This is a genomic window from Sphingobacterium sp. UME9 (assembly GCF_014170215.1).
Taxonomy (GTDB): domain Bacteria; phylum Bacteroidota; class Bacteroidia; order Sphingobacteriales; family Sphingobacteriaceae; genus Sphingobacterium; species Sphingobacterium paramultivorum.
Genome location: NZ_LZZP01000004.1, coordinates 1 through 22,706, shown reverse-complemented (window position 1 = coordinate 22,706; position 22,706 = coordinate 1). Strand labels below are relative to the sequence as shown.

Here is a 22,706-nt window from a genome sequence, read left to right as displayed (position 1 = left end):
TTGTACACTGTAAAAGTTTGAAAAATAAATAATCAAAAATAATAACGTTATGAAGAGAAAACTTCGCATGGGTATGGTCGGAGGCGGAAACGATGCCTTTATTGGAGCTGTACACCGTATTGCCGCTTTTATGGATGGCAAGATTGAACTGGTTTGTGGTGCATTTAGTATTGATCCACAGATTTCAAAACAATCTGGAGAAGACTTATTTGTAGCTCCTGAGCGTGTCTATCTAAACTATGAAGAGATGATCGAAAAAGAATTTTTGCTTCCCGAAGGCGAACGCATGGATTTTGTAACGATCGTAACACCCAATTTTTTACATTTTGCTCCCGCTAAATTAGCGCTAGAAAAAGGTTTTGATGTTGTCGTTGAAAAACCAATGACAGTATCTGTTGAAGAAGCAAAAGAATTACAAGAAACGGTAGAACGTACTGGTCGTACGCTGTGCCTTACCCATACGTATTCAGGCTACCCAATGGTTAAACAAGCCAAAGCAATGGTCAAAGAAGGTCACTTCGGTAAGATCAGAAAGATTGTTGTTGAGTATCCACAAGGTTGGTTAAGTCGTTTATCGGAACGCGAGGGTAATGCTGGAGCCGCTTGGCGTGCAGATCCGAAACGCTCGGGTAAATCGTTGGTTATGGGTGATATCGGTACCCATGCTGCGCATTTAGCGGAATATGTATCGGGCTTAAAAATCCAAGAGCTATGTGCAGACCTAACAACATTTGTTGAAGGCCGTCTATTGGATGACGATGGTTCGGTGCTTTTACGTTTCGAAAATGGTGCTAAAGGCGTATTGATGGCTTCGCAAATTTCAGCCGGAGAAGAAAATGCTGTTCGTATCCGTATCTATGGTGAAAAAGGTGGATTGGAATGGGCTAATGAGGATCCGAACAATTTAATTATCAAAATGCTTGATCAGCCTCGTCAGCTTTATCGCACGGGCAATGCTTACGCAGCGCCTTATACGTTGAGTTCTTTTGCAACACATAATACCCGTGTACCAGCCGGTCACCCTGAAGGGCTATTAGAATCATTTGCGAATATCTATCGTAATTTTGCGGCAACAGTTACAGCCAAACGTGAAGGAAAAACTCCTACAGCTGAACAACAAGATTTCCCAACAGTTTACGATGGCGTAAGAGGCATGGCTTTTATCGATACTGTCGTAAAAAATAACGAAGGAACAGAAAAATGGACTAAATTTGTTCTGTGATAGACAGATTAAAATATACACTTTCTCTTTTGGAACAGCAAACCGTTCCAAAAGAGAAAGTTGTTGTTATCTTAGGGCCTACAGCTTCTGGAAAAACGAAACTGGCCGTCCAACTGGCCCAACACATTGATGCTGAAATCATCAGTGCTGATTCCCGCCAAATCTATCGAAGGATGGACATCGGTACGGGAAAAGACCTATCGGAATACCAAGATATTCCCTATCATCTTATCGACATTCATGAACCGGGAGAACGCTATCATCTCGGAAACTTTATTGCTGACTTCCATCAAGCCCAACAATCCATTCTAGAAAAGGGAAAACATACCATCCTATGTGGTGGTACAGGATTATATATTCAAAGTGTAATCCAACAAAATCCCTATGCGCTGATCCCATCAATCGAAGGCCTCAAGGAGTCATTACTTGTGTCCCCAGAGACAGAGCTGTTAGAACGTCTTCAGGAATATCCACTACCTGTGAACTTTCAAATCGATCTTTCGACCAAAAAACGTATAATCCGAGCAATAGAAATATTAGCGTTTTTAGAGAATCATCCCGATCACATCACCCAGCAACAAGCGGTAGATAGCATTGTTATCGGATTAAATCCCCCGTTGGAAATCAGACGCGAACACATTAGCCAAAGATTAAAACAACGATTGAATGAAGGCTTCTTAGAAGAAGTGCGCGGGCTCTTGACAGAAGGTATTACACACGAGCAGCTTCAATACTATGGTTTGGAGTATAAATATGCATCACTCCATCTCCTTGGGCAGCTCGATTATCCTGCTTTTACCACAAAACTGGAGACAGAAATACATCGCTATGCCAAAAGACAAATGACTTACTTCCGCAAAATGGAAAAAGACGGCATAATTATCCATTGGGTTTAAACAACACAATAATATAAAAACAAAAAAGGGTTAGTATCACTACTAACCCTTTTCGTTAATCTCTTTCTATTATAACTTGATTTCCTCATCCTTCGCATTGAAGAAATGGAATTCAGTTAGATAATATGACGTCATTGGATTTACTTTAATCCATTTTCCGTACTTCATGAACCATTTCATTCTCTTAGAAATCAAACCAGACTTAATGTAGGCGTCTATATAAGGGTGAACACATAAGGTCACCTTCTTTTCGTTCTGTTCTTGAAGGATAAAGCTCAAATTATTTTCAATATCATCCATGAGGACAATACTTGATCGGATTTCACCTGTACCATCACAAGCCGGACATTTTTCGTTTGTGACGATATTCATTTCAGGTCTAACGCGCTGACGTGTAATTTGAACCAATCCAAATTTACTTGGAGGCAAAATTGTATGTCTCGCTCTATCCGCTACCATACATTCTTTTAAGAACGTATACAACTCTTTTCGATGATTGGGTTTATGCATATCGATAAAATCGATGACTACAATTCCGCCCATATCACGCAAACGCAGCTGACGCGCAATTTCTTTTGCTGCTTCCATATTGACCAGCAATGCATTGTCTTCCTGATTCTCCTTATTAGCAGAACGGTTACCACTGTTGACATCAATGACATGCAAGGCTTCGGTATGCTCTATAACGAGGTACGCACCGCCCGGCAATGTTACAGTTTTGCCAAAAGCTGCCTTGATTTGCTTTTCAACTCCGAAATGATCAAAAATTGGCTCTTTATGTTTATAAAGTTTGACAATTTTCTCCAAGTCTGGAGATATATCGTGTATATATGATTTTGTTTCTTCGAAGATCGAAGGATCATTAACATAAATATGCGAAAACTCGTCTGTCAAAATATCTCGTAGAATAGTGGATGCACGATCCATTTCGCCAAGAACCTTTTGAGGCGGTTCAGCATTACGAAGACGTTTGGTAAATAGCTCCCATTTTGAGATCAGGTCCAATAAGTCACGTTGTAGTTCTTCAACACCCTTACCCTCGGAAACTGTACGAATGATAACACCAAAATTAGCTGGCTTAATTCCTTCGACAATCTTTTTTAGGCGATTGCGTTCATTACTACCTTTGATACGCTTGGAAATGGAAACAGTACTTGAGAAAGGTACCAAAACGACAAAACGACCCGCTATTGAAAGGTCTGAGCTCAGACGCGGTCCTTTTGTTGAAATGGGTTCTTTGGCGATTTGTACTGGCACGAGCATATTTTTGCTTAAGACATCAGAGATCTTACCAGCTTTATCGATATCCTTTTCAAGTTTTAAACTATTGAGCAGTTTCTCTTGATAACTGCCATTCTTCACTATACGCGTAAGCTTTAGCAAAGATTGAACTTGAGGACCCAGATCTAAATAATGTAGAAAAGCATCCTTTTCGTAGCCTACATCTACGAAAGCTGCATTAAGCCCAGGCATAATTCGCTTAATACGTCCGAGATAGATATCTCCAACGGCGAAGTTATTATTTGCGGGCTCGCGGTTAAGTTCAACAAGCTGCTTATCTTGTAGTAAAGCAATAGTTACCCCTTTATCAGGAGTTGAATCGATAATTAATTCCTTTACCAAAAGCTACTCATTTTTGATACCTATGCAATATCCTATCGCAATCTTGGGTATCCGATTAAACATTTAAAGAACGTTGTAACGAAAAAAACAATCTACATCCCCTTCACAGACATGTAGATCGTTTCGTAAAGCTATCTCAGCAAAATGGGCCAAGATGTTTAAAAGCTTATCACAAGACTATTTTTTCTTGTGTCTATTTTTTCTTAAACGTTTTTTACGTTTGTGAGTAGCCATCTTGTGTCTTTTTCTTTTTTTTCCGCTTGGCATAGCTAAATTTTTTAATGATTATAAAATAATAAATTAATTACTTGCTCAATTCCGCGATCTTTCGGTCGATGAATTGTGATAGGGAAGGATCGGCTGCCAGTTCCTTACTTTTTTGAAAAGCTGTAACGGCTTCCTTTTTCATCCCAATATTTTCATAGCCTGTGGCTAAGTAAAAGTATGACTCAGCATCGGGTTTTTGATCGATAACGGTCTTAAAACGCTCGATGGCTTTGTCAAACTGACGGGATTGTAATGAAAACAACCCCAAAGTTTTGTTTGCTTCTAAGTTTTTAGGATCGGCAGCAACGACTTCGCGCAATAAGGCAATACCTGCCATAGGGTTATTCGTTCCTGATACCATTGCGGCACCCAATCCTGTTTTTGCATCCAAACTACTTGTATTCGCTTTTAACGCAGCCTCATATGCATGAATAGCATTTTGATTCAACGCTTGGGCTAAAGTAGAATCCTGCAAATTTGTATAAGCGGCACGATAAGCATTACCTGCTTTCAACCAATATTCAAACTTCGGTGAAACCTTTGCCATTTCCTCATAGATGAAAGCCTGAGGGGCTGGTTTTGCGACATCATCCCACTTATTTGCCAACTGTTGCAACAGCTTTATCTTATCCTCTCCAGAAGCTTTTGCAACTTGGCCCTCAATATCGGAAATTTCTTTGACTAAACTAGCATCTAAACCTTGTTTTGTCATCGAAGATATATTTTCCAAATTTACTTCATTGGAAGGCTTCGACTCAGATGCTGCAGCAGTTTGTTTTTCTTTGTTCACCAAACCTTTAATAGGCTGCGCTAAAAGCACAGCAACCAAGGCTACTACTGATCCTATTACTATTATCTGTTTGGTTTTTGCCATTTTAATCTATTTTAAAGATTATTTATTGCCATTCTTTACTTTCTCTACGAAAATTTTAGCTGGCTTGAAACTAGGAACAAAGTGTTCAGGGATAATGATTGCTGTATTTTTTGAAATGTTTCTTGCAGTCTTCTCAGCTCTTTTTTTGACTACGAAGCTACCAAAACCTCTTACATATACATTTTCTCCTCCGATCATTGCGTTTTTGACAACTTTAAAGAACGCCTCTACGGTTTCTTGAACATCTACCTTCTCTAAGCCAGTTTTGGTAGAGATTTCTGCAATAATTTCTGCTTTAGTCATATCTATTTTACTGTAATTATTTATTTTTCAACCCTTAAGCCAACTAATGTTTGGGGATGCAAAAGTATTGTTTTAAAATGAGTAATGGAAATTATTTAAATACTTTTTTGATAAATAAGCTTCCAAAAGCCAAACATTTACAATCAATTAACGAGACATTGCGCCCAACCAACCATTAAATAGACCTCAAAAATAAAAACAATTATCTAATTTACAAGATGTTGACTTATTAGTTGTCATATAAAAATCAATATATGCCAATTGCATGACTTAGCTGATCCAAATCTGCCTTGGTATGGTGTGCGTTTACCACAATTCGATTTAATAGGGGGTCTGTAGCGAGGGGATAAGGAAAACTTGAAACCAGTATTCCAGCATTCATCAGCCTCGCATAAAGGCCCGTATCCTTTGAAGAAAAGACCGGGAAATTAGCAACAGCGTTTAATCCAGATCCCATATGTGTTTTGAAGGAATCAATATTATACCGCAGCTTTTCGAATTGCTGTAGATAGATCTGCTCTCCATGAACAAATGCATATAAGCTCGCTGGTGAACTTGGAGAAGCCCCTGTATAAAAGTTTGATCGCTTGAGATACTTGATCCGTTCCCCATCGGCCAAAATCAATCCAGCATCCGTTGCCAGGCCTTTTGCCAAGGATGCGACGACGATCAGTTCAATATTAGTTTGTTGAACACTACTTTTATCCAATGAAATGCTATTCTTGCGCAAAACTCCTATTCCGTGAGAATCGTCCAAGAGCAGTATAATCTTTTTGTCCGGATCAATACGATTGAAAACAGTGAAATCGTACAATTCTGGCCGCATATTGTCCAAGCTGTTGCTAACGATGATAAATGATGTTTGGGCTGAATGATTGATATACTCGATCGTTGCATTGGCCCACTCAACAAAATGCCCAGTTGCGACGGGCTTCTTATCCAGCCATAAAGAAGGGTGACAAGCGGGAGCGTACAATACTTCTCCTTCGGTCGCCAAGATTCTTACAAGAAATTGCGTTGCCAGATATCCACTTGAGAGCAACAGGCTTGCTTCAAAACCAAAACGCTTTGCTGCATATTCTTCGGCTTGATCAAATATGGCCTGTTGCACATTATTATTTCGTGAAGTGCCGTTGTTGATACCATACCGCTGTATACCTTCTATGAAAATAGAAGTATATGCTTTATCTGTTGCCAGCCCTAGATAGGAAGTTCCACCAAAAAAAAGATATTCCTTACCGCCGACCACAATAACGCGACCTGTTGGTTGTTCTAAATGCGTAAAATTATTCATCTATGTATAGCCGATTCATTTAATTAGCGAGTCAAAACTTCGGGGTTAGCGATATGCTGTGGATCGCCCCCGGAAAAGGCTACAATATTCTCAAAAGCAAGTCTAAATAATTGTTCGTAACCATTTTTCTCCACATAGCCAATATGTGGCGTACAAAGTACATTTGGCAGCTGCGATAATGGATAGTTCGGGTCAAAGATTGGTTCGGACTCATAGACATCTACCGCAGCCATCCCTGGAACACCTGTCTCGAGCGCGGTCAATAGTGCCCCCTCTTCAACCAACTCAGCACGAGAGGTGTTGACAAAAAGCGCTGTCGGCTTCATAGACCGGAGATCTTCGAGCTTTACGACACCTCGCGTCTCGGGCACTAACCTAAGATGTAGAGTAACAACATCTGAAAAATGAAAAAAATCGGATTTACTGGCAGCAGCTAAAAAGCCGTCTCTTACAGCTTCCTCTCGGGAATTTTCGCTTCCCCAAACAATTACTTGGGCACCAAAAGCCTTTGCATATTGCGCTATTCGCTTCCCTATTTTTCCATAGCTCCATATCCCTATTGTTTTCCCGGCGACACAATCTCCTATGTTCGTTTGCCATAGGCCTTTGTCCATATCTGAAAGAGCCTTAGGTAAACCACGGAGGGCATTCATGATCAAAAGCCAAGTCAATTCAGCCGGAGCAACAGGAGAGCCCATACTTTCAGCAACAGCCACATGGAAACGGCTACAAACAGCCAAATCCAAATGGTTTGAAATTTTGCCCGTCTGGCTAATTAACTTTAGCTTGGGAAGCTGAGACAACAGGTCTTCTGTAATTCTCGTCCGTTCTCTGATGAGCACTAACGCTTCCGCATCGCTCAATTTTTCGGCCAGTAAAGCCGGATCTGAATAGGACTGTTTCAATATTTGGACATCGTGACCATCAAGAATTTTGAAACAGTCCAACTTTCGGACAGCGTCTTGATAGTCATCTAAAATGGTTATTCGCATTTTTCTGACTTAATTTTAAACCCTTATTTTCAATATCAAACGAAAGTAAAATTACTTTTATATCCGCTATAAGTACGTCGCATATAAAAGTAATTTTTCACGTTCTCCTGTTTCCATTGCGGAACTTATTTATGGAGGAAATTTTGTTTTTCGATATCAATTTACAGCATAAAGTTGGAATCCTGCAATTCGTCATGATATTTTGACATTCCATCCACTCTTTTTCGCAGGAACACTTACAGCCGCTGATATTTGAATAAAATTAAAGAAAAATGAAGCTGTTATTAACCTTACTATTTTTAAGTATTACCATCGTATCGGCGCAGTCCATCTTGAAAGGGAAAGTGCTGGGCAAAAACGGCAAACCTATATATTTAGCCAATGTTTATATTGAAGGCACCTATGATGGTGGCACCACCGATTCGCTTGGAAATTTCGTATTTGAGACCAGTGAACAAGGCACTAAAATCATTAAAGCGTCTGTTGTGGGCCTCCCAACATATAACAGGCCTATCCAGCTACCTCAAAAAGAATTGCTGATTATTCAAATGCAAGAAAGTGAGAATCGCTTACAGGAAGTCACGATTCAGGCAGGGGTTCTACAAGCCAATAGCTCCGGAAAAAACACGGTAATGAGTCCATTGGATATTGTCACTACGGCAGGCAGCATGGGAAACATCATCAGCGCACTGGCAACATTGCCCGGAGCACAGGTTGGGGGAGAGAATGGACGTCTTATGGTCCACGGTGGAGATGCTTCCGAAACACAGACCTACATCAATGGAATCAGAGTAGCCCAACCCTACACCGCAACACCAAACGAAGTCCCTGTAAGGGGTAGGTTTTCGCCCATGCTCTTTAAAGGCGTGAATTTCTCTACTGGCGGCTATTCTGCAGAATTTGGTAATGCACTGTCCAGCATTCTAGCCCTAAACACTGAAAATACCATAGAACAGTCCAAAACAGAGCTTTCGCTATCTTCCGTTGGATTAGGGTTAGGACATACCTTACAATGGGGCAAAAATTCCCTCACCTTCAACAGCAGTTATACAAACTTAAAACCCTATTCCAAAATTATTACCCCAGATATAAAATGGACGAAACCCTATGAAAACGCTTCTGGAGAAATGATCTATCGCCATCAGTTTAAAGAAGGTTTTCTAAATATTTATGGGGCTTACAATTTCGAAAATATGGGACTTTACCAAGCGGACATCAATTACGAGCTCCCCGTCCCATTGAAAAAGAAATCCAACAATGCCTACGCCAACATCAGCTACAGTCAGAATTTAGGAAACCGATGGACATTCCAGTCTGGTGTTGGCCTAGGCTACCTGACCGATAATCTGCATTACGATGACGTTTACCTCCCTAATGAAGAAAAGAGTCTTCACTTAAAAGCAACGCTAAGCAAGATCTGGAACAATAAGATTAAAAGTATTGGAGGAATAGAATATTTCGACACGAATTATCAAGAAGAATATCACCGACAAACCCTTGGCTATAGCTATGGTTATCATAGCAAGATGACCGCTGTATTTACGGAAACTACCTTTGGCATCCTCCCGAACTTAATCGGGAAGATTGGCCTACGAGAAACTTCCTCCAATTTGCAGGCGAAGAGCACGTTAGAGCCGAGGGCTTCGCTGGGCTATGCATTAAATAAATATACGCAGCTCTCACTTGCTTATGGGAACTTCCATCAGCAGGCGCCAACACCGCTGTTAAAGTATGCTCCGCAACTTGACTGGATGGAGGCAAATCATTATATCGCAAATTATTTCTATGCGCGTGGAGGGCACTTACTTCGCTTAGAAGCCTATCACAAAGAATATAACAATTTGGCAAAATACAACAGTATAACTCCAAAATATGACAGCCAATATGACAATAACGGAAGCGGTAAGGTCAAAGGCTTTGACTTATTTTATAAAAACAGCAGCAGCATCAAAAACCTCCAATACTGGATTTCATATTCCTATACGGACAGTAAGAGAAATGAAGCGAATTATCCGACGACAGTCACTCCCCCTTATGTTTACAAACACAGTTTCTATATCGTTGGAAAATACTGGCTATCAAGCCTACGTTCACAGCTCAGTTTGACAAATTCGTTTGTATCCGGCAGAAATTACAATGATCCCAACCAAACAGTATTCATGAATGGCCATACAAAAGGCTACAATAGTCTGTCTATGAGTTGGTCGTTTCTTTACAGCCAGCAAAAAATTATCCATTTCTCCGTCAGTAATGTTCTTGGCGCTAGCCCAATCTATGGCTATCAATATGCAGACCGACCAAATTCACAAGGAATCTATGACCGTAGACCGATTGTCCCTACTGCCAAACGCTTTGTATTTCTAGGCTATTTTTGGACAATCAGTAAAAATGAAAAAGACAATCAATTGGACAATCTATAATAAACATCAACTCATCATCGAAATACGTCGGTCCATCCAAAATTATTTCTGTTTGCAGAGAAGGATTACCAACTTCAATAACATTCAATATCAGATACATCAAACACAACAACAATAACTTAGAAAAATATTTACTACTAAAAACGAAAGATCATGAAATCATTTATTATCGCCCTCATCTGCCTTATAAGTGGCAGCACATTTGCACAAAGCAATTTTGAAAAAAGTATGGGACAAGCCATGAGCCTATGGCAATCGGGTGAGACGCAGAAAGCGTCCGCTCTTTTAGAACGTATTTCACAGGCAGAAAAGGACAATTGGATTCCTGCCTATTATCAGGCCATGGTACTGACAACAGCATCCTTCAGGGAGAAAAATAAAGAGACACAGGCAAAATATATACAGTCTGGAGAAGAAATACTAAACAATAGCGCCCAGGACAATAATTCAGAATGGCTTGTGCTGAGAGCGATGAACCAAACGGCCTTGATGATTACAGATCCGATGACAAAAGCCAAAGAGCTTTCACCTAAGATTATAGGGCTATATAAAAAAGCCATCACCCTTGCTCCAAACAATCCACGTGCGGTATTGGGACTAGCGGAATTCCAAATAAACACAAAAAAATATTTCAACCAGGATACCAGCAAAGAATGTGAGGATGTCAAGAAAGCGCTATCTTTATTCGGTGAAGAGAAAATTACTACGCCATTTGCACCTTCATGGGGCAAAGATCGGGCAGAACAGTTGATAAAAGAATGCAAATAACACTTTGTGAAGAAAGCACCATTTAAAGCTATTATACAAGCACTACTCGCAAGCTTGGTCGTAACCATCTATTTTGTGGTTGTGGCCAAACTTGACCACAATGATGTCCCTTGGATATCCATCATCTTTCATCCTAATATGGTCAGAGGTTTACTATACGGATTTTTTCTCTTTCTAGGTCATAGCTATCTATCGAAATGGGTCGGGAACAAATACCCAAGCAGTAAAGATTTTGGAAAAAAGATGATTGTTTTTTACAGTGTCAGTTTCTTCTTGACCATACTGGTCGTTTTTATTGTCAATGCTTTTTTCTCCGGACTGTTTAACTCCGGTGTTTCCCAAAATTTCCTGCAGCGTTTCCACCAATTTATTCACCAACAACGTGTTGCATATTATTTTCAAACTGCGATGATATCCTGGTGTATTTCGATGATTTTTTTTGGTTTCTATTTCTATAAAAGGTTCAAAGACTATCAAATCAAAGAATCTCATCAGGAAAAACAGCAAATAACAGCACAATTTGAGTCGCTCAAAAATCAACTCGATCCACATTTTTTGTTCAACAGCCTGAATGTATTGAATGGACTAATTGAAGAAAGCCCCAAAAAAGCCAGTATGTTTACCACGGATCTTTCTAAGATATATCGCTATGTATTGGAACAAAAAGACAAAAGCCTCGTTTCGTTACAGGATGAGCTCACTTTTTCAAAGGCCTATTTAAACCTTTTGAGTCTACGCTTCGAAGCCGGTATACAGATCGATTTACAGATCAATGCGGAACAACATACTGGTTTTATATTACCTCTTTCCCTTCAATTACTGATCGAAAATGCAATCAAACACAATATCATTTCGATCAGGAAACCTCTTTTATTGAAGATTTATAGAAAAAATAATTACCTCTATGTTGAAAACACTCTTCAAAAGAAGAAAGTGCTCCATGATCATTCGGGAATCGGTTTGAAAAATATTCAGGAACGTTATGCTATACTGTCCAATCTATCTGTGCATCTTCAGGAAACTGATATTTTATTTTCTGTCGGACTGCCCATTATCAATGAAATAGTCTCTTAAAAGTAACCTGTTCTTAAATAAACATGCTAGGCCTAATAGCAGCAAAAAACAACAGCTAGGGCACAACGATGCTCAATAAATTAAACAATACAACGGTCTGATGATCGATAAGCATGCAAAAAAGCAATGAAAATAGTAATTATAGAAGACGAACTCCCATCGGCGAGATTGCTCCGAAGAAAACTTGAGGAGCTTGGTTATACAGTATCTGCTGTACTTCAGACTGTGGAAGAATCTATCGAATGGTTTATGTCAAATACCGAACCTGACCTACTGTTCTTGGATATTCAGCTCGCCGATGGGATTTCATTTGACATCCTTGAGCAGGTGAAGCCCAGTTCGGCCATTATTTTTACCACCGCATACGATGAATATATGTTGCGGGCATTTAAACAAAATAGCATCGATTACCTCCTGAAGCCAATTGAAGATGAAGAGCTGAAAAATGCTATTGAAAAATTCCGCCAATTTAGGCACCCAAAACCACAGTTCGATCTGGCATCTTTTGAAGCTTTATTTAGAAACACTGTCCAAACATACAAGGAACGCTTTACCATCAAAATAGGCCAAAACCTAAAAGTAGTGACCACCCAGCAAATAGAATGTATTTACAGTGAAAACAAAGGCACTTACCTTTATACCAGTGAAAAGGGAAACTATCTTTTGGACCAAACATTGGACGCCCTGATGCCACAACTATCCCCTAAGGATTTTTTTAGGATCAACCGAAGCACTATAGTTCAATTTGATGCTATCAAAAATATTGCTGTACATTCTAATGCCCGGTTGAAAATATACCTTAAGCATTATGAATCGGATGAGCTCATTGTTTCACGGGAGAAAGTCACGGCTTTCAAAAACTGGCTTGACAATTAGTCTAGTCGTTCCTTAAAAGTGCTTTAGCACAATTACTTTGCAAGCGAAATAGACTATCATAAAAAATGGCCCTGTCAAGTTTAGCTTTTTGGAAGGTAAACCAAGCGAAGAGGGATTCATGAATCTAAGCTACATATTGATTCGATAATTTAGCGGAATACTAAATCGAAGAGACACCGCGAACCCCTTTATCGGATTGTAATCTTTTTTTTCATTGATGGAAAATCCATAACCAAAGTCGATATCCACCAATGTGGCCAAACTCACTCCAACTTTGGGCGTAAAGGTATACGGAGTAAACTCTGCACGAACAAAGGGAGTTAAGACATATGTTTGAGGATAATACGTTACTGCAGCCTCAGGTATCACGGCAAACTTCCTTTGTGTCCAAGTAAAGTTGGCTGTGGCATCTGCTCGGAGAATATGATCTCCTATAAAAGGAAAAGCGAAATAAGCACCAGTTTTTATTATACTCCCTTTTTGAAACTGGTAGCTCAACGTCGGACCGATTAAGTGGTCTTGCGCTTTTAGGTTGCTAACTATAGCTAACAACACAACAAGTGACCCCAGGAGTTTATAAATCGTCTTACTGCGCATTTTTCAATTAATAAATATGAAAATTGAGCGGAATATTTACCCCTACTGAAACGGTAATTCCGTCAATCGGCTTAAAATTTTTCTTAGTATTGTAATCAAATCCATAACCTATTCCCAGATCCACAATAGAGAATAGACTGGCACCAACTTTTGGCGTTATGGTATAAGGTGTTAACTCTGCTTTTACAAAAGGAAAAACAACAAAATCATTTAGGTAGTAGGTAAATCCCAGCTCTGGAATAACAGTCGTTTTACCTTCCATCCAGCTGAAATTGGCTCCTGCATCAATTTTCATATATTGAAAATCATTAGGTGCAAATAATCCCCAGCCCGAAACTTTCAGAAAATTACCACTTTGATACTGATACCCTACTGAAGGACCCCAAATCCATCTATTATGCTGTTTCCATGGCTTATCTTGTGCCATAGACAACGTGGAAAAGAGAAGAAGGATAGTAAATAACGATAATATTCTTAGTTTCATCCAGCTAAATTACAAACTATAATCTATTTTATGGAATACAACAGGTGCATGCCAGAATAGTTTTACTTAAAACAGAAAAACAATAAATATATACACCTGCAGTAAACCAATAAAAGTATGGTTTGCGCCTGTTTAATGGGGTAATATCTTGATTCTGATAAACTGTGATCTTTCGTTCAGCGCTCCTTCTTCACCCCAGTAACCGTCTACATGGTTGGCAGCAGTATAGATACAACCGTCCTTGCCCCAGAACATTAACTCTTCTTTCCAGGTTGGCATCCACTCTTTAAAACTAATAAAAAGCATCGGTGTCACCTTTCCTTGTTTCACGTGGAAGAGTTGCAGGTCGCCCGTCGATTCATAGGGGTCGGCGTGTAAGGTCATCAGGTAATTTTTATCGGCAGAGAAGAATGGATAATCCCCACATTCCACAATAAGATGACCATCCTGTTTATCAAAAAGCCGTACATCAGCACTTTCCCAATAATTCCCATCAACAGCAAAAGCATTTAAAAAATCGTAATGCCCTTTATAAGAATAGCTGGCTTCTAATTCATTATCGATATCCTTATCCTTAAATGTTAGCTTTTTCCCATTTGTCAACGGCAATTCCAAGATCTTCCCGTTTTTCGGATAAGACAGGGTATCCTTGATCAAGTAGTTTTGAGCCGTATTCCGAGCGGCTAAGAACGTTTGCTCATCAATCAACTCTAACTGGAGATACTTATCTAAAGAATGCCCCTTTTCGTAATACATTTCTTTACCATTTATCGTCAGTGAAACGATTGAATTTAAATCTTTGGGAGAGATTGTAATTTTATCTTGTTTCCCCAGCTTGGACTTCGCTACATAGACCTTTTCCCATCGCGTTACATCACCTGTTTCGCCATTGTTCCCTTTATAATCGCGCTGGATACGGTCCATGACGGCAATCCATTCTCCTTCTTCACCGATCACATCGAGCTTGGTACCATAGGGATATTTTCCTAATAGCGGGGCAGCCTTATCCGCGCCTTGTCTAAGTTCGACTCCAGCCCGATCAACAACATAGGTATTTTTTAAAACCTTCGTCTTGTCAAAGTCAATTGGCAAAGGAGGAAATTTAGCAGCAGCCATCGTATCTTTCGCGGCGACTGTTTTAAGCTCAACAGAATCTTTTAAATCCGCACCATTGACTTTTGTATTGTGTCCACAGCTCAAGATTCCAATGGATAACGTCGTTCCTAGAAATAAAGATAGGGGTGAAAATAGCTGTCTATTCATAAAGGTCAAGGTAGCGATTCCTATGCCAAAAAAAAATACTGGTTTTCAGGGGTTCTTCGAGAGCCAATACTAATATCAAAAGGTTCATAGTTTTGGCAACCTAAAATCTAACGCTCATTCCAAATATGGACGAGATCATTTGAAGAACATATCTACAGCTATGAAGGCTCATTAAAAAACGCCTGATTTCTAATCTTTTAGCCACAAATTTTTCCTTTCAATTTGTAGACCGCCATTTGACTTCCTTGAATGGACAATGGTCATTATGATTGCTACAATGATGGTCAAGAAGCGGAAAAAATTGCTCCATCCATTTCCCGCAGCATTGTCCGAAACATCAAAAATCATCCAAGCCGAATTCATCAAAACATGAAGTGTTACTGGTATCCAAAGGTTAAACTTCCACTCAGCATACAACCACGAAAATAGGATAGAGCCGAAGAAAGTCATACCGAAAATCAGGACCAATTCTCCCAAATCCTGACTCTGATAAAGATGTAGTAAAGCAAACAGGAGTGATGTAGCTAAAATGGATGGAATAAAACCTAGTCGGGTATAGCGAAAAACTAAACCAAAAAAATAGGCACGAAAGATCATTTCTTCAAAGAATCCTGATGACACACTATTTATTAATAGCCCGTTTGGATCTATTTTCCGATTTAAGGTAAAAACAAAGGCATAACCCAAGAACATCGGTAAGGTAGCTATTATTCCAAAAGAAAGCCCCTGTAAAAAATTGCCTTTCAACCCAAATTTTTCCAAGAATTCATTCTGCCCTTTCGGTTTAAGCAGCATTGCCCCAAAAAGCAACGGTACAAGGCTAATTGAATACGTCAGTACATGCCCCAAAAATCTACTTTGGACATCCTTGATTATCATGGATTGAAGGGTCGCAAAAAACAAATAATCGAGGATAAAATATATTCCGAAGAAGAGAAATAATACCAGCAGGTTTAAACTTTTTGTGTTCATCTTTTTTTGAACAAAATTATGCTACCCAAGACGAGTATACAAAGTTATGTGGCGTATGGCAAGATTTAGGGACGATTGACCATAACGTGAGTGGTCAGTCCGACAAATAGGGTCTAACTGATTCTATAGCAGACCTCGAAATAACAGCACAATCTTCAGTATCTGCAAAACGTAACAAAAAACCTTGGGCATTCCCTTCCCTTACAAGGATTTTTTCAAAATTGACAAGAAAGGACCGATGACATCGGTGAATAGACATTGTATTCAACAGTTCAGATAAGCGGCTCAACGTAATTCGTACCATCTGCTTCTTTACCATGCCATCCTTCCTAAAATAGATCATGCAATAATTATCCATCGATTTTGCAAAAATAAAATCGCTTGGCAGCAACTTTAACGGTTGATTACCATTGGGAATATCGACCAGAGCCAAATGGCAGTCATTCGCTTGGCTCAATATCATAGCTGGCTTTATCGAAAGACTTTCCATCGACGAGTTATTCTTTTCATGATTCGAATGACGCTTATCAACTCGAAGCAAAAAATAAATCGCTGCAATAGGGCTGTAAAGTGAAAACGTATAACATACAATATAGGGCAGGTTATTCCACTGCAACGGCGCCTGATTAATGAACCAACCATGATAGACGAAATTTAAAAAACTTGATAATAGGAACACAAGAAAAATACGAAATAGTTCTATCGCAACTGTTCCCTTTTTTTTACGCAAGACGATAGAAATTAAGGCATATGCAATGGATAAAATGGCCCCGTATCCGGATAACAAGCTAAATTTATAGGCATTCTCAAAATTATACGTTCCAAATGGCTGAAAAACCACTAGGAATACATAAGCTGATAAGCCGAGTAAGAGGGCATAGGTGAGCAGCTCTCTTATGGAGACAATCTTGGGAATTACGATATTTAAATAATTTATAATAGATTTTTTATATATCATGATTGGATAAATTTAACATTTTTCTTGTGATTAACAGCGTACATTATACAAAGACTTCTTCAAAAAAGGCTGGCAGAGCCAAAATTTATAATGAAAAAATTGAAATATATTGAATTTATGATTTAACTTAGAAGATATTTTTTCAAGCACATTAGTTAGCTTGAATTAAAATTGATTTGTCATATTATATTTTAACGTAATTCTCCAAGCTATGCGTTTAGGTCAACTACTTACTTTATTTCTTTGTTCGGCTTTTGTACATGTTATCCAAGCACAGGAAAAGCAAGTTTTAATAGAAAATGTTAAACTGCTCGACTATACAACTCAAACCTTAACTCCACCAAAACATGTTTTAATAAACGGAAATACAATTCAGACAATCAGTACATCCCCTATTGACGCACAAGGAAAGAATATCGTCAGAATTGACGCTAAAGGCAAAACACTGATACCTGGATTGATTGATGTGCATGTCCATTTGGTATTTGGCGCTTTGACAATGCCTCAAATGATGACAAATGACCTATCCGAGGAATTCTTGATCAAGACGGTGGGGCTCTCGGCTCAACAGATGTTAATGCGGGGTTTTACAAGCGTACGAGATGTTGGTGGTCCTATATTCCCATTAAAAGCAGCGATCGACAAGGGAAAGATTTTAGGGCCTAGAATCTGGCCTTCTGGTGCCGTTGTAAGCCAAACTGCAGGCCACGGAGATTTTCGGACACTGGAGGAAAAATCGCGCCGTTTTTTCGGCGTTGTCTCTCGTGCGGAGCGATATGGAGCAACCTTCATCGCCGACGGTCGTGATGAGGTCCTGACTGCAGTAAGAGAGAATCTAAGATTCGGGGCAAGTCAAATTAAACTCATGGCGGGTGGAGGAACTTCCTCAGCATATGATCCTGTGGATGTCACCCAATATACACTAGACGAAATGAAAGCAGCAGTAGAAGCAGCCGAAGATTGGGGAACTTATGTCACTGTACATGCCTATACGCCAAGAGCAATTCGAAGAGCAATCGAAGCTGGCGTAAAATGTATAGAGCATGGACAATTGCTCGATGAAGAAACTTTACAGCTAATTGCAAAAAAAAATATCTGGCTTAGTTTACAGAATCTTGTGGAAGATACACCCGATATGGATCCGCAACGAAGAATCAAGCGTAAGCCTGTCATTGAAGGTCAGGAAAAAGTATGGCCTATGGCTAAGAAATATGGAGTAAAACTAGCTTGGGGTACAGATTTCCTTTTTGAACCGGACCTGAATAAATTGCAGAATACTTTTATTTTGCGACTTCAAAAGTGGTTTACAAATGCCGAAATCATTAAAATGATTACCCAAGACAATGGCGAGCTTCTGCAGCTTTCGGGATTAAGAAGTCCTTATCCTGGCAAGCTGGGAATAGTAGAAGAAGGAGCTTTGGCAGATCTAATCCTTGTAGACGGAGATCCTCTTAAGAATTTAAAACTATTGGCAGATCCAGAAAAAAACTTTCTGTTGATCATGAAAGACGGTCAGATTCATAAAAATAGCCTCCAGAAACGTTAATATTTCCAAGGTCAAATTTATTGTATATCGAAAATACAGCATATTAAGATGATAAAATGTATTTTCGATGACATCAGTTAAAAGGGGCTATTTGGGCCCTTAAAGGTGAAAAAGGAATCAAACAATTTTTACCATCACTAGGTGCAGGCGGTTGCATTACGGTATAATTTATTTGAAGAGTAAACACCTTTGCATTTAATTGATTAGTTTTGCGTTTAAACGATAAATCAAAGCATTCGGTGGCATTATTATTCAACGACGGGCGTCCTGTAGTAAGACTAAGAGCATTTCGGGCTATCGACGATCCCCAAACCTGTGAACGTTTCATAGAAGGACACGCGCACGTGTTAACTGCTATAGGCGTAAAGAAAGTAACTTCTTCCAAAAATGACTGGATGTACAATCCCGCATCATTCGTATTGATCGTAGAATCCCTTGATGGCGATAAAGTCTATGGTGGAGTACGTATACACGTATCTGGAGGGAGCGAACCACTTCCCATTGAACAGGCCACGGGAGCGATGGATGCTAAAATCTTAGACCTTGTTTATGATTATGCGCAACAGGGGACAGGTGAAGGTTGTGGCCTTTGGAACTCCAGGGAGATTGCTGGATATGGCATTGGCAGCATATTTTTGACGAGAGCTGGTGCCGCCATCAGTACACAGGTTGGCATTAAATCACTCTTTGCTTTATGTGCTCCTTACACGGTGAAATTAGCAGAAAGTGTTGGCTACCGCATTGATACAAGTGTTGGAAATAATGGCACATTCTATTATCCGAAGCTGGATCTACTAGCTACCGTAATGATTATGCGCAATCTAGACACCTTGACCGAAGCCGACCAAGAAAACAAAGATGCAATTTTGTCGCTTCGTAATAATTCCAATATTGTCCGCATTGAAACTTTACGGAATAAGGAGATTGAAATTCATTATCAAATCGATATTCCGAATCTCAATCAATGGGATTTAAATGAAATTATTAAAAATCTGAAACATACATCATTAGATCATAAACCAGATGATCGTAATTTAAATATCTTATAATGGACACTAAACATTATGGTGCCGGCTATTTAATGGATACCGGTGATTTTCTTAAACAATTAAAAATGCATTCATATACTCCTTTTAATACGATTAAAGAGGGGGTTGTCGTCGATCTTGGCTGTGGAACTGGAATGGATGCCATCAATTTGGCTAATATGCTGGGCCATAATGTACTTGTCGTTGGATTGGATCATGATAAGGCCTTAATCGAGCATGCCAAAACAAGCAGTGCAGAGGTAAAGAACGTCGACTTTGTTCAGGGTGAAGTTTATCAACTTAGCTTTACAGATAATTCCATTTCTGGCATTAGAATGGAACGCGTTGTACAACATCTGCTGGAAGCACCAAAAATGTTTGCTGAGGTTCACCGTGTTTTGCGTGAAGGTCAACCCTTAGTGATCGTTGAGACGATTTGGAATAGCCTGACGTTTTATAGTAAGCATGTTGACATTGAGGCTAAGATATGTCATTATTTGACCGAAGAAAAAGTCAACAATGGCTGGGCTGGGAATAAATTAACTTCGGACTTATTGTCTCAAGGCTTTAAACAAGTACAATTGCAAACATTCTGTATGGTAGCCCGTTCGAAAGAAGAGGCCAACCGCTATCTTTTCTTAGATAAAATTCTTTTGGAAATGGTCGAAAAAGAGAAGTTAAGTACAGCTGAAATGGAGGAATTTCAAAACACATTGGATCAAGCTGATGAAGCGGGTTGTTTCCTTGTTTCTATGAATTTAGTTATTGCCGAAGCAAAAAAATAGCATATAGTGATGAAATGCTGGCTTAACTTGATCTTCTTATTTATTTTTACGTGCAGTTCAACTTGTTTTGGAGAAGTTATTATCGATAAACCGACACAGCGTGTATTGATCGGATATGGCCTGGAGCGTTATACCGGGAAAGGAGAGCCTAACTTTGCAGATACTTCAGCTTCCTCCTTTCAATCGTTAGAAAGCAAGGTCCCCAATTTGGGCATATCACCCGCTGACATCTGGTTTCGATTACCCGTGACAAACAAGGACAAAGAAAAGCTTGAACTCTTGCTCGAAATTGCCTACCCTCTCTTGGATGAGGTCGAACTTTTTGTACCGTCATCAAACGGGCATTATAACTCGATCAAGTTGGGCGAGCATCAATCTTTTTCGGCTAGAAAATATAAGGTCCCTAATTACGCATTCGACATCCAATTACCTGGAAATGAGAAGACCATCTTTTTTCTTCGCATAAAAAGTACGGAACAGATTATTCTCCCGATCTATTTAAGTAACGAGCGCAGTTTCTTAAAAGAGATGAATGACGACAGTTTGTTAAGCGGCATCTATATTGGTATTGTCGGCATTATGGCGATATACAATTTATTCCTGTTTTTTTCTGTTCGTGAAAGGGGCTATCTGTATTATGTCCTTTATGTTCTTTGTGCAGGAATAACACAAATGGGTATTAAAGGTTACAGTTTTCAATATTTATGGCCAAATTGGATTTATTTTGCAACAAAGGGTCCTATTATCTTTGGATGTTTATCAGGCTTATGCGCCCTGCTTTTTGCAGATTCATTTCTTCAATTACCGAAAAATGCTCCTCGGTCAAGACGTGTGATTACTGTTTTTATCATCCTTTTTGTCATTGGCAGCCTTCTTACACTGCTCAACCTGACACAACCAGCGTTCATGGTTATGCAGCTAACAACAGGTGCCGGTTCTTTATTTGTCCTTTACTTATCCTATCGTGTGATGATAAATGGTTATAAACCGGCTAAATATTTTGTTTACGGTTGGACAATTTTATTATTAGGTTCTGTCGTGTTTTTACTGAAAGACTATGGCATCTTAAAATATAACGATTTTACGAGCAATGCTGTACAAATTGCATCTGTTGTGGAGATGGCCTTATTGTCCTTCGGTCTAGCCTATAGTATCAATATTTTAAAAGAAGAAAAAGAAGCATCACAAGTCCGGGAATTAGCAATCTCGTTAGAAAACGAGAAGTTAATACGTGAACAAAATATTGTATTGGAACAAAAAGTAGATGAGCGGACACGTGAATTAACAGAATCTAATGAGTCTCTACAAACCACTCTTACTCACTTAAAGGAAACGCAATCTCAACTTGTCGAAGCCGAGAAGATGGCCTCCCTTGGTCAATTGACTGCTGGGGTTGCTCATGAGATCAACAACCCAATCAACTTTGTTACGTCTAATGTCGCTCCGTTAAAACGTGATATTAAGATGATCTGGGAAACGCTGGAGGAAGTAGAGCGTATCGCTTTTAAAGAAGGGATATCCGATACTGAAAAGCAATCTCAGATCAAAAAATTCAAAGATGACCAGGATATCGATTATCTGAAAACAGAGGTAGATTTTCTATTAAAGGGAATGCATGATGGGGCCCATCGGACTGCCGAAATAGTAAAGAGTTTGCGGATCTTCTCGCGCGTAGACGAGGATACATTAAAATTTGCCGATTTAAATGAGGGACTGGAGTCAACAATGGTTATCCTCAATAGTTTATTAAATAACACGATTGAAGTTGATAAGATCTATGGCGATATGCCAAAGGTCGAATGTCATGCAGGAAAACTTAATCAAGTCTTTTTGAATATCGTGACAAATGCTATTTACGCCGTAAATAAAAAGTTTAATCACGATGTTGGTGGTAAAATATGTATTGAGACCGGAGTTCAGGAGGATAATACAGCTGTGTTTATCAAAATCGCAGACAATGGTATCGGTATTCCAAAAGAAATCCATGAACGGATATTTGAACCATTTTTTACAACCAAAGACGTTGGCGAAGGTACTGGTTTGGGAATGTCCATTGCCTATAATACCATTGCGAAACATCATGGTAAGATTATTGTAGATTCAGAAGTGGGACAGGGCACAAGTTTTACACTCCTCATTCCAATTCAACAAAACAATTAATACCGCTATAAACTGAAAATAGTTCAATTAACTATTATTTTTTCATATCTTTTCCTCTATAAATTAACTATAATACAGTCCCCTTGCGCATTGGGTTTTGCGATTTTCCTCTTCGAGTTTGGTCAGCCGTAAGGCTGGCATTAACTCATGCTTGTGTACTTATAGCCTTTTCAGGCATTTGCATTGGCCAATTTAAAAACGGGGTCTTTTAGCCACCATAAAGATACCCGGCCTTTACGCAAAAAATTGTTATGGTTTAAGTTTCGCTATGCGTTCCATTTCTTTTTGGTGATACCGTATCCTG

General features: G+C 39.3%; 20 protein-coding genes. 10 read left to right on the top strand and 10 right to left on the bottom strand.

Going from position 1 to position 22,706, the window contains the following annotated elements; translation table 11 throughout:
• Positions 1-49 precede the first annotated feature (49 nt).
• Positions 50-1,222 carry a Gfo/Idh/MocA family protein gene (locus A9970_RS08695; protein WP_182982039.1) on the top strand — a complete coding sequence of 391 codons (1,173 nt, stop codon included), beginning with the start codon at positions 50-52 and terminating at the stop codon, positions 1,220-1,222.
• Positions 1,219-2,118, top strand: a complete 900-nt coding sequence (gene miaA / locus A9970_RS08690; protein ID WP_182982038.1) for a tRNA (adenosine(37)-N6)-dimethylallyltransferase MiaA — start codon at positions 1,219-1,221, stop codon at positions 2,116-2,118. Before A9970_RS08695 ends, miaA begins: the two co-directional genes overlap by 4 nt.
• 69 nt (positions 2,119-2,187) lie before the next feature.
• Here miaA and A9970_RS08685 read toward each other — a convergent pair whose 3' ends face one another.
• The 5 genes from A9970_RS08685 to A9970_RS08665 form a co-directional block, all read right to left on the bottom strand.
• A complete protein-coding gene (locus tag A9970_RS08685; protein WP_046673301.1) occupies positions 2,188-3,741 on the bottom strand; it encodes an Rne/Rng family ribonuclease in 1,554 nt (517 codons plus the stop codon).
• A gap of 304 nt (positions 3,742-4,045) precedes the next feature.
• On the bottom strand, positions 4,046-4,882 hold the full coding sequence (locus A9970_RS08680) for a tetratricopeptide repeat protein (RefSeq protein ID WP_070562796.1): 837 nt from the start codon (positions 4,880-4,882) through the stop codon (positions 4,046-4,048).
• Positions 4,883-4,900: 18 nt separating this feature from the next.
• Positions 4,901-5,185: an HU family DNA-binding protein gene (locus tag A9970_RS08675; protein ID WP_046673299.1), complete on the bottom strand. Its 285-nt coding sequence runs from the start codon at positions 5,183-5,185 to the stop codon at positions 4,901-4,903.
• 247 nt (positions 5,186-5,432) lie between these two features.
• Complete coding sequence (locus tag A9970_RS08670; protein WP_182982037.1) at positions 5,433-6,479, bottom strand: 8-amino-7-oxononanoate synthase; 1,047 nt, start codon at positions 6,477-6,479, stop codon at positions 5,433-5,435.
• 23 nt (positions 6,480-6,502) lie between these two features.
• Complete coding sequence (locus tag A9970_RS08665; protein ID WP_182982036.1) at positions 6,503-7,471, bottom strand: D-2-hydroxyacid dehydrogenase family protein; 969 nt, start codon at positions 7,469-7,471, stop codon at positions 6,503-6,505.
• Positions 7,472-7,743: 272 nt separating this feature from the next.
• Between A9970_RS08665 and A9970_RS08660 the strand changes: the two genes are divergently transcribed.
• The 4 genes from A9970_RS08660 (at position 7,744) to A9970_RS08645 (ending at position 12,609) form a co-directional block, all read left to right on the top strand.
• A complete protein-coding gene (locus A9970_RS08660; RefSeq protein ID WP_182982035.1) occupies positions 7,744-9,891 on the top strand; it encodes a carboxypeptidase-like regulatory domain-containing protein in 2,148 nt (715 codons plus the stop codon).
• 153 nt (positions 9,892-10,044) lie between these two features.
• The gene (locus A9970_RS08655) at positions 10,045-10,659 is read left to right on the top strand and encodes a M48 family metallopeptidase (RefSeq protein ID WP_182982034.1); all 615 of its coding nucleotides are present in this window, start codon (positions 10,045-10,047) and stop codon (positions 10,657-10,659) included.
• A 6-nt stretch (positions 10,660-10,665) separates the two neighbouring features.
• Positions 10,666-11,733 carry a sensor histidine kinase gene (locus tag A9970_RS28895; protein ID WP_182982033.1) on the top strand — a complete coding sequence of 356 codons (1,068 nt, stop codon included), beginning with the start codon at positions 10,666-10,668 and terminating at the stop codon, positions 11,731-11,733.
• A gap of 126 nt (positions 11,734-11,859) precedes the next feature.
• Complete coding sequence (locus tag A9970_RS08645) at positions 11,860-12,609, top strand: LytTR family DNA-binding domain-containing protein (RefSeq protein WP_182982032.1); 750 nt, start codon at positions 11,860-11,862, stop codon at positions 12,607-12,609.
• Positions 12,610-12,738: 129 nt separating this feature from the next.
• Here A9970_RS08645 and A9970_RS08640 read toward each other — a convergent pair whose 3' ends face one another.
• From A9970_RS08640 to A9970_RS08620, 5 genes are all read right to left on the bottom strand, one after another.
• Complete coding sequence (locus tag A9970_RS08640) at positions 12,739-13,206, bottom strand: hypothetical protein (RefSeq protein ID WP_182330587.1); 468 nt, start codon at positions 13,204-13,206, stop codon at positions 12,739-12,741.
• Positions 13,207-13,213: 7 nt separating this feature from the next.
• A complete protein-coding gene (locus tag A9970_RS08635; protein WP_182982031.1) occupies positions 13,214-13,690 on the bottom strand; it encodes a hypothetical protein in 477 nt (158 codons plus the stop codon).
• Positions 13,691-13,822: 132 nt separating this feature from the next.
• Positions 13,823-14,953: an SH3 domain-containing protein gene (locus A9970_RS08630; protein WP_182982030.1), complete on the bottom strand. Its 1,131-nt coding sequence runs from the start codon at positions 14,951-14,953 to the stop codon at positions 13,823-13,825.
• A gap of 189 nt (positions 14,954-15,142) precedes the next feature.
• A complete protein-coding gene (locus tag A9970_RS08625; protein ID WP_182982029.1) occupies positions 15,143-15,925 on the bottom strand; it encodes a CPBP family intramembrane glutamic endopeptidase in 783 nt (260 codons plus the stop codon).
• A 94-nt stretch (positions 15,926-16,019) separates the two neighbouring features.
• A complete protein-coding gene (locus tag A9970_RS08620; RefSeq protein WP_182982028.1) occupies positions 16,020-16,883 on the bottom strand; it encodes a LytTR family DNA-binding domain-containing protein in 864 nt (287 codons plus the stop codon).
• A 211-nt stretch (positions 16,884-17,094) separates the two neighbouring features.
• Here A9970_RS08620 and A9970_RS08615 point away from each other — a divergent pair, with 211 nt between their 5' ends.
• From A9970_RS08615 to A9970_RS08600, 4 genes are all read left to right on the top strand, one after another.
• Positions 17,095-18,429, top strand: coding sequence for an amidohydrolase family protein (locus A9970_RS08615; protein WP_182982027.1), 1,335 nt, complete (start codon positions 17,095-17,097; stop codon positions 18,427-18,429).
• Between the two features lie 239 nt (positions 18,430-18,668).
• Positions 18,669-19,478 (top strand): hypothetical protein, encoded by an 810-nt coding sequence (locus A9970_RS08610; RefSeq protein ID WP_070562848.1) that lies wholly within the window; start codon positions 18,669-18,671, stop codon positions 19,476-19,478.
• Positions 19,478-20,242: a methyltransferase domain-containing protein gene (locus A9970_RS08605; protein WP_182982026.1), complete on the top strand. Its 765-nt coding sequence runs from the start codon at positions 19,478-19,480 to the stop codon at positions 20,240-20,242. The genes A9970_RS08610 and A9970_RS08605 overlap by 1 nt, the downstream gene beginning before the upstream one ends.
• Before the next feature lie 9 nt (positions 20,243-20,251).
• Complete coding sequence (locus tag A9970_RS08600) at positions 20,252-22,402, top strand: 7TM diverse intracellular signaling domain-containing protein (protein WP_182982025.1); 2,151 nt, start codon at positions 20,252-20,254, stop codon at positions 22,400-22,402.
• The last annotated feature ends 304 nt before the right edge of the window (positions 22,403-22,706 follow it).

Bases quoted from the DNA above. Each gene is read 5' to 3' on its own strand.
- A9970_RS08680 (WP_070562796.1), bottom strand. From the start codon at position 4,882: ATGGCAAAAACCAAACAGATAATAGTAATAGGATCAGTAGTAGCCTTG.
- A9970_RS08635 (WP_182982031.1), bottom strand. From the start codon at position 13,690: ATGAAACTAAGAATATTATCGTTATTTACTATCCTTCTTCTCTTTTCC.
- A9970_RS08600 (WP_182982025.1), top strand. From the start codon at position 20,252: ATGAAATGCTGGCTTAACTTGATCTTCTTATTTATTTTTACGTGCAGT.
- A9970_RS08645 (WP_182982032.1), top strand. From the start codon at position 11,860: ATGAAAATAGTAATTATAGAAGACGAACTCCCATCGGCGAGATTGCTC.
- A9970_RS08675 (WP_046673299.1), bottom strand. From the start codon at position 5,185: ATGACTAAAGCAGAAATTATTGCAGAAATCTCTACCAAAACTGGCTTA.
- A9970_RS08670 (WP_182982037.1), bottom strand. From the start codon at position 6,479: ATGAATAATTTTACGCATTTAGAACAACCAACAGGTCGCGTTATTGTG.
- A9970_RS08655 (WP_182982034.1), top strand. From the start codon at position 10,045: ATGAAATCATTTATTATCGCCCTCATCTGCCTTATAAGTGGCAGCACA.
- A9970_RS08640 (WP_182330587.1), bottom strand. From the start codon at position 13,206: ATGCGCAGTAAGACGATTTATAAACTCCTGGGGTCACTTGTTGTGTTG.
- A9970_RS08605 (WP_182982026.1), top strand. From the start codon at position 19,478: ATGGACACTAAACATTATGGTGCCGGCTATTTAATGGATACCGGTGAT.
- A9970_RS08625 (WP_182982029.1), bottom strand. From the start codon at position 15,925: ATGAACACAAAAAGTTTAAACCTGCTGGTATTATTTCTCTTCTTCGGA.
- A9970_RS08630 (WP_182982030.1), bottom strand. From the start codon at position 14,953: ATGAATAGACAGCTATTTTCACCCCTATCTTTATTTCTAGGAACGACG.
- A9970_RS08665 (WP_182982036.1), bottom strand. From the start codon at position 7,471: ATGCGAATAACCATTTTAGATGACTATCAAGACGCTGTCCGAAAGTTG.
- A9970_RS08615 (WP_182982027.1), top strand. From the start codon at position 17,095: ATGCGTTTAGGTCAACTACTTACTTTATTTCTTTGTTCGGCTTTTGTA.
- A9970_RS08620 (WP_182982028.1), bottom strand. From the start codon at position 16,883: ATGATATATAAAAAATCTATTATAAATTATTTAAATATCGTAATTCCC.
- A9970_RS08695 (WP_182982039.1), top strand. From the start codon at position 50: ATGAAGAGAAAACTTCGCATGGGTATGGTCGGAGGCGGAAACGATGCC.
- A9970_RS08660 (WP_182982035.1), top strand. From the start codon at position 7,744: ATGAAGCTGTTATTAACCTTACTATTTTTAAGTATTACCATCGTATCG.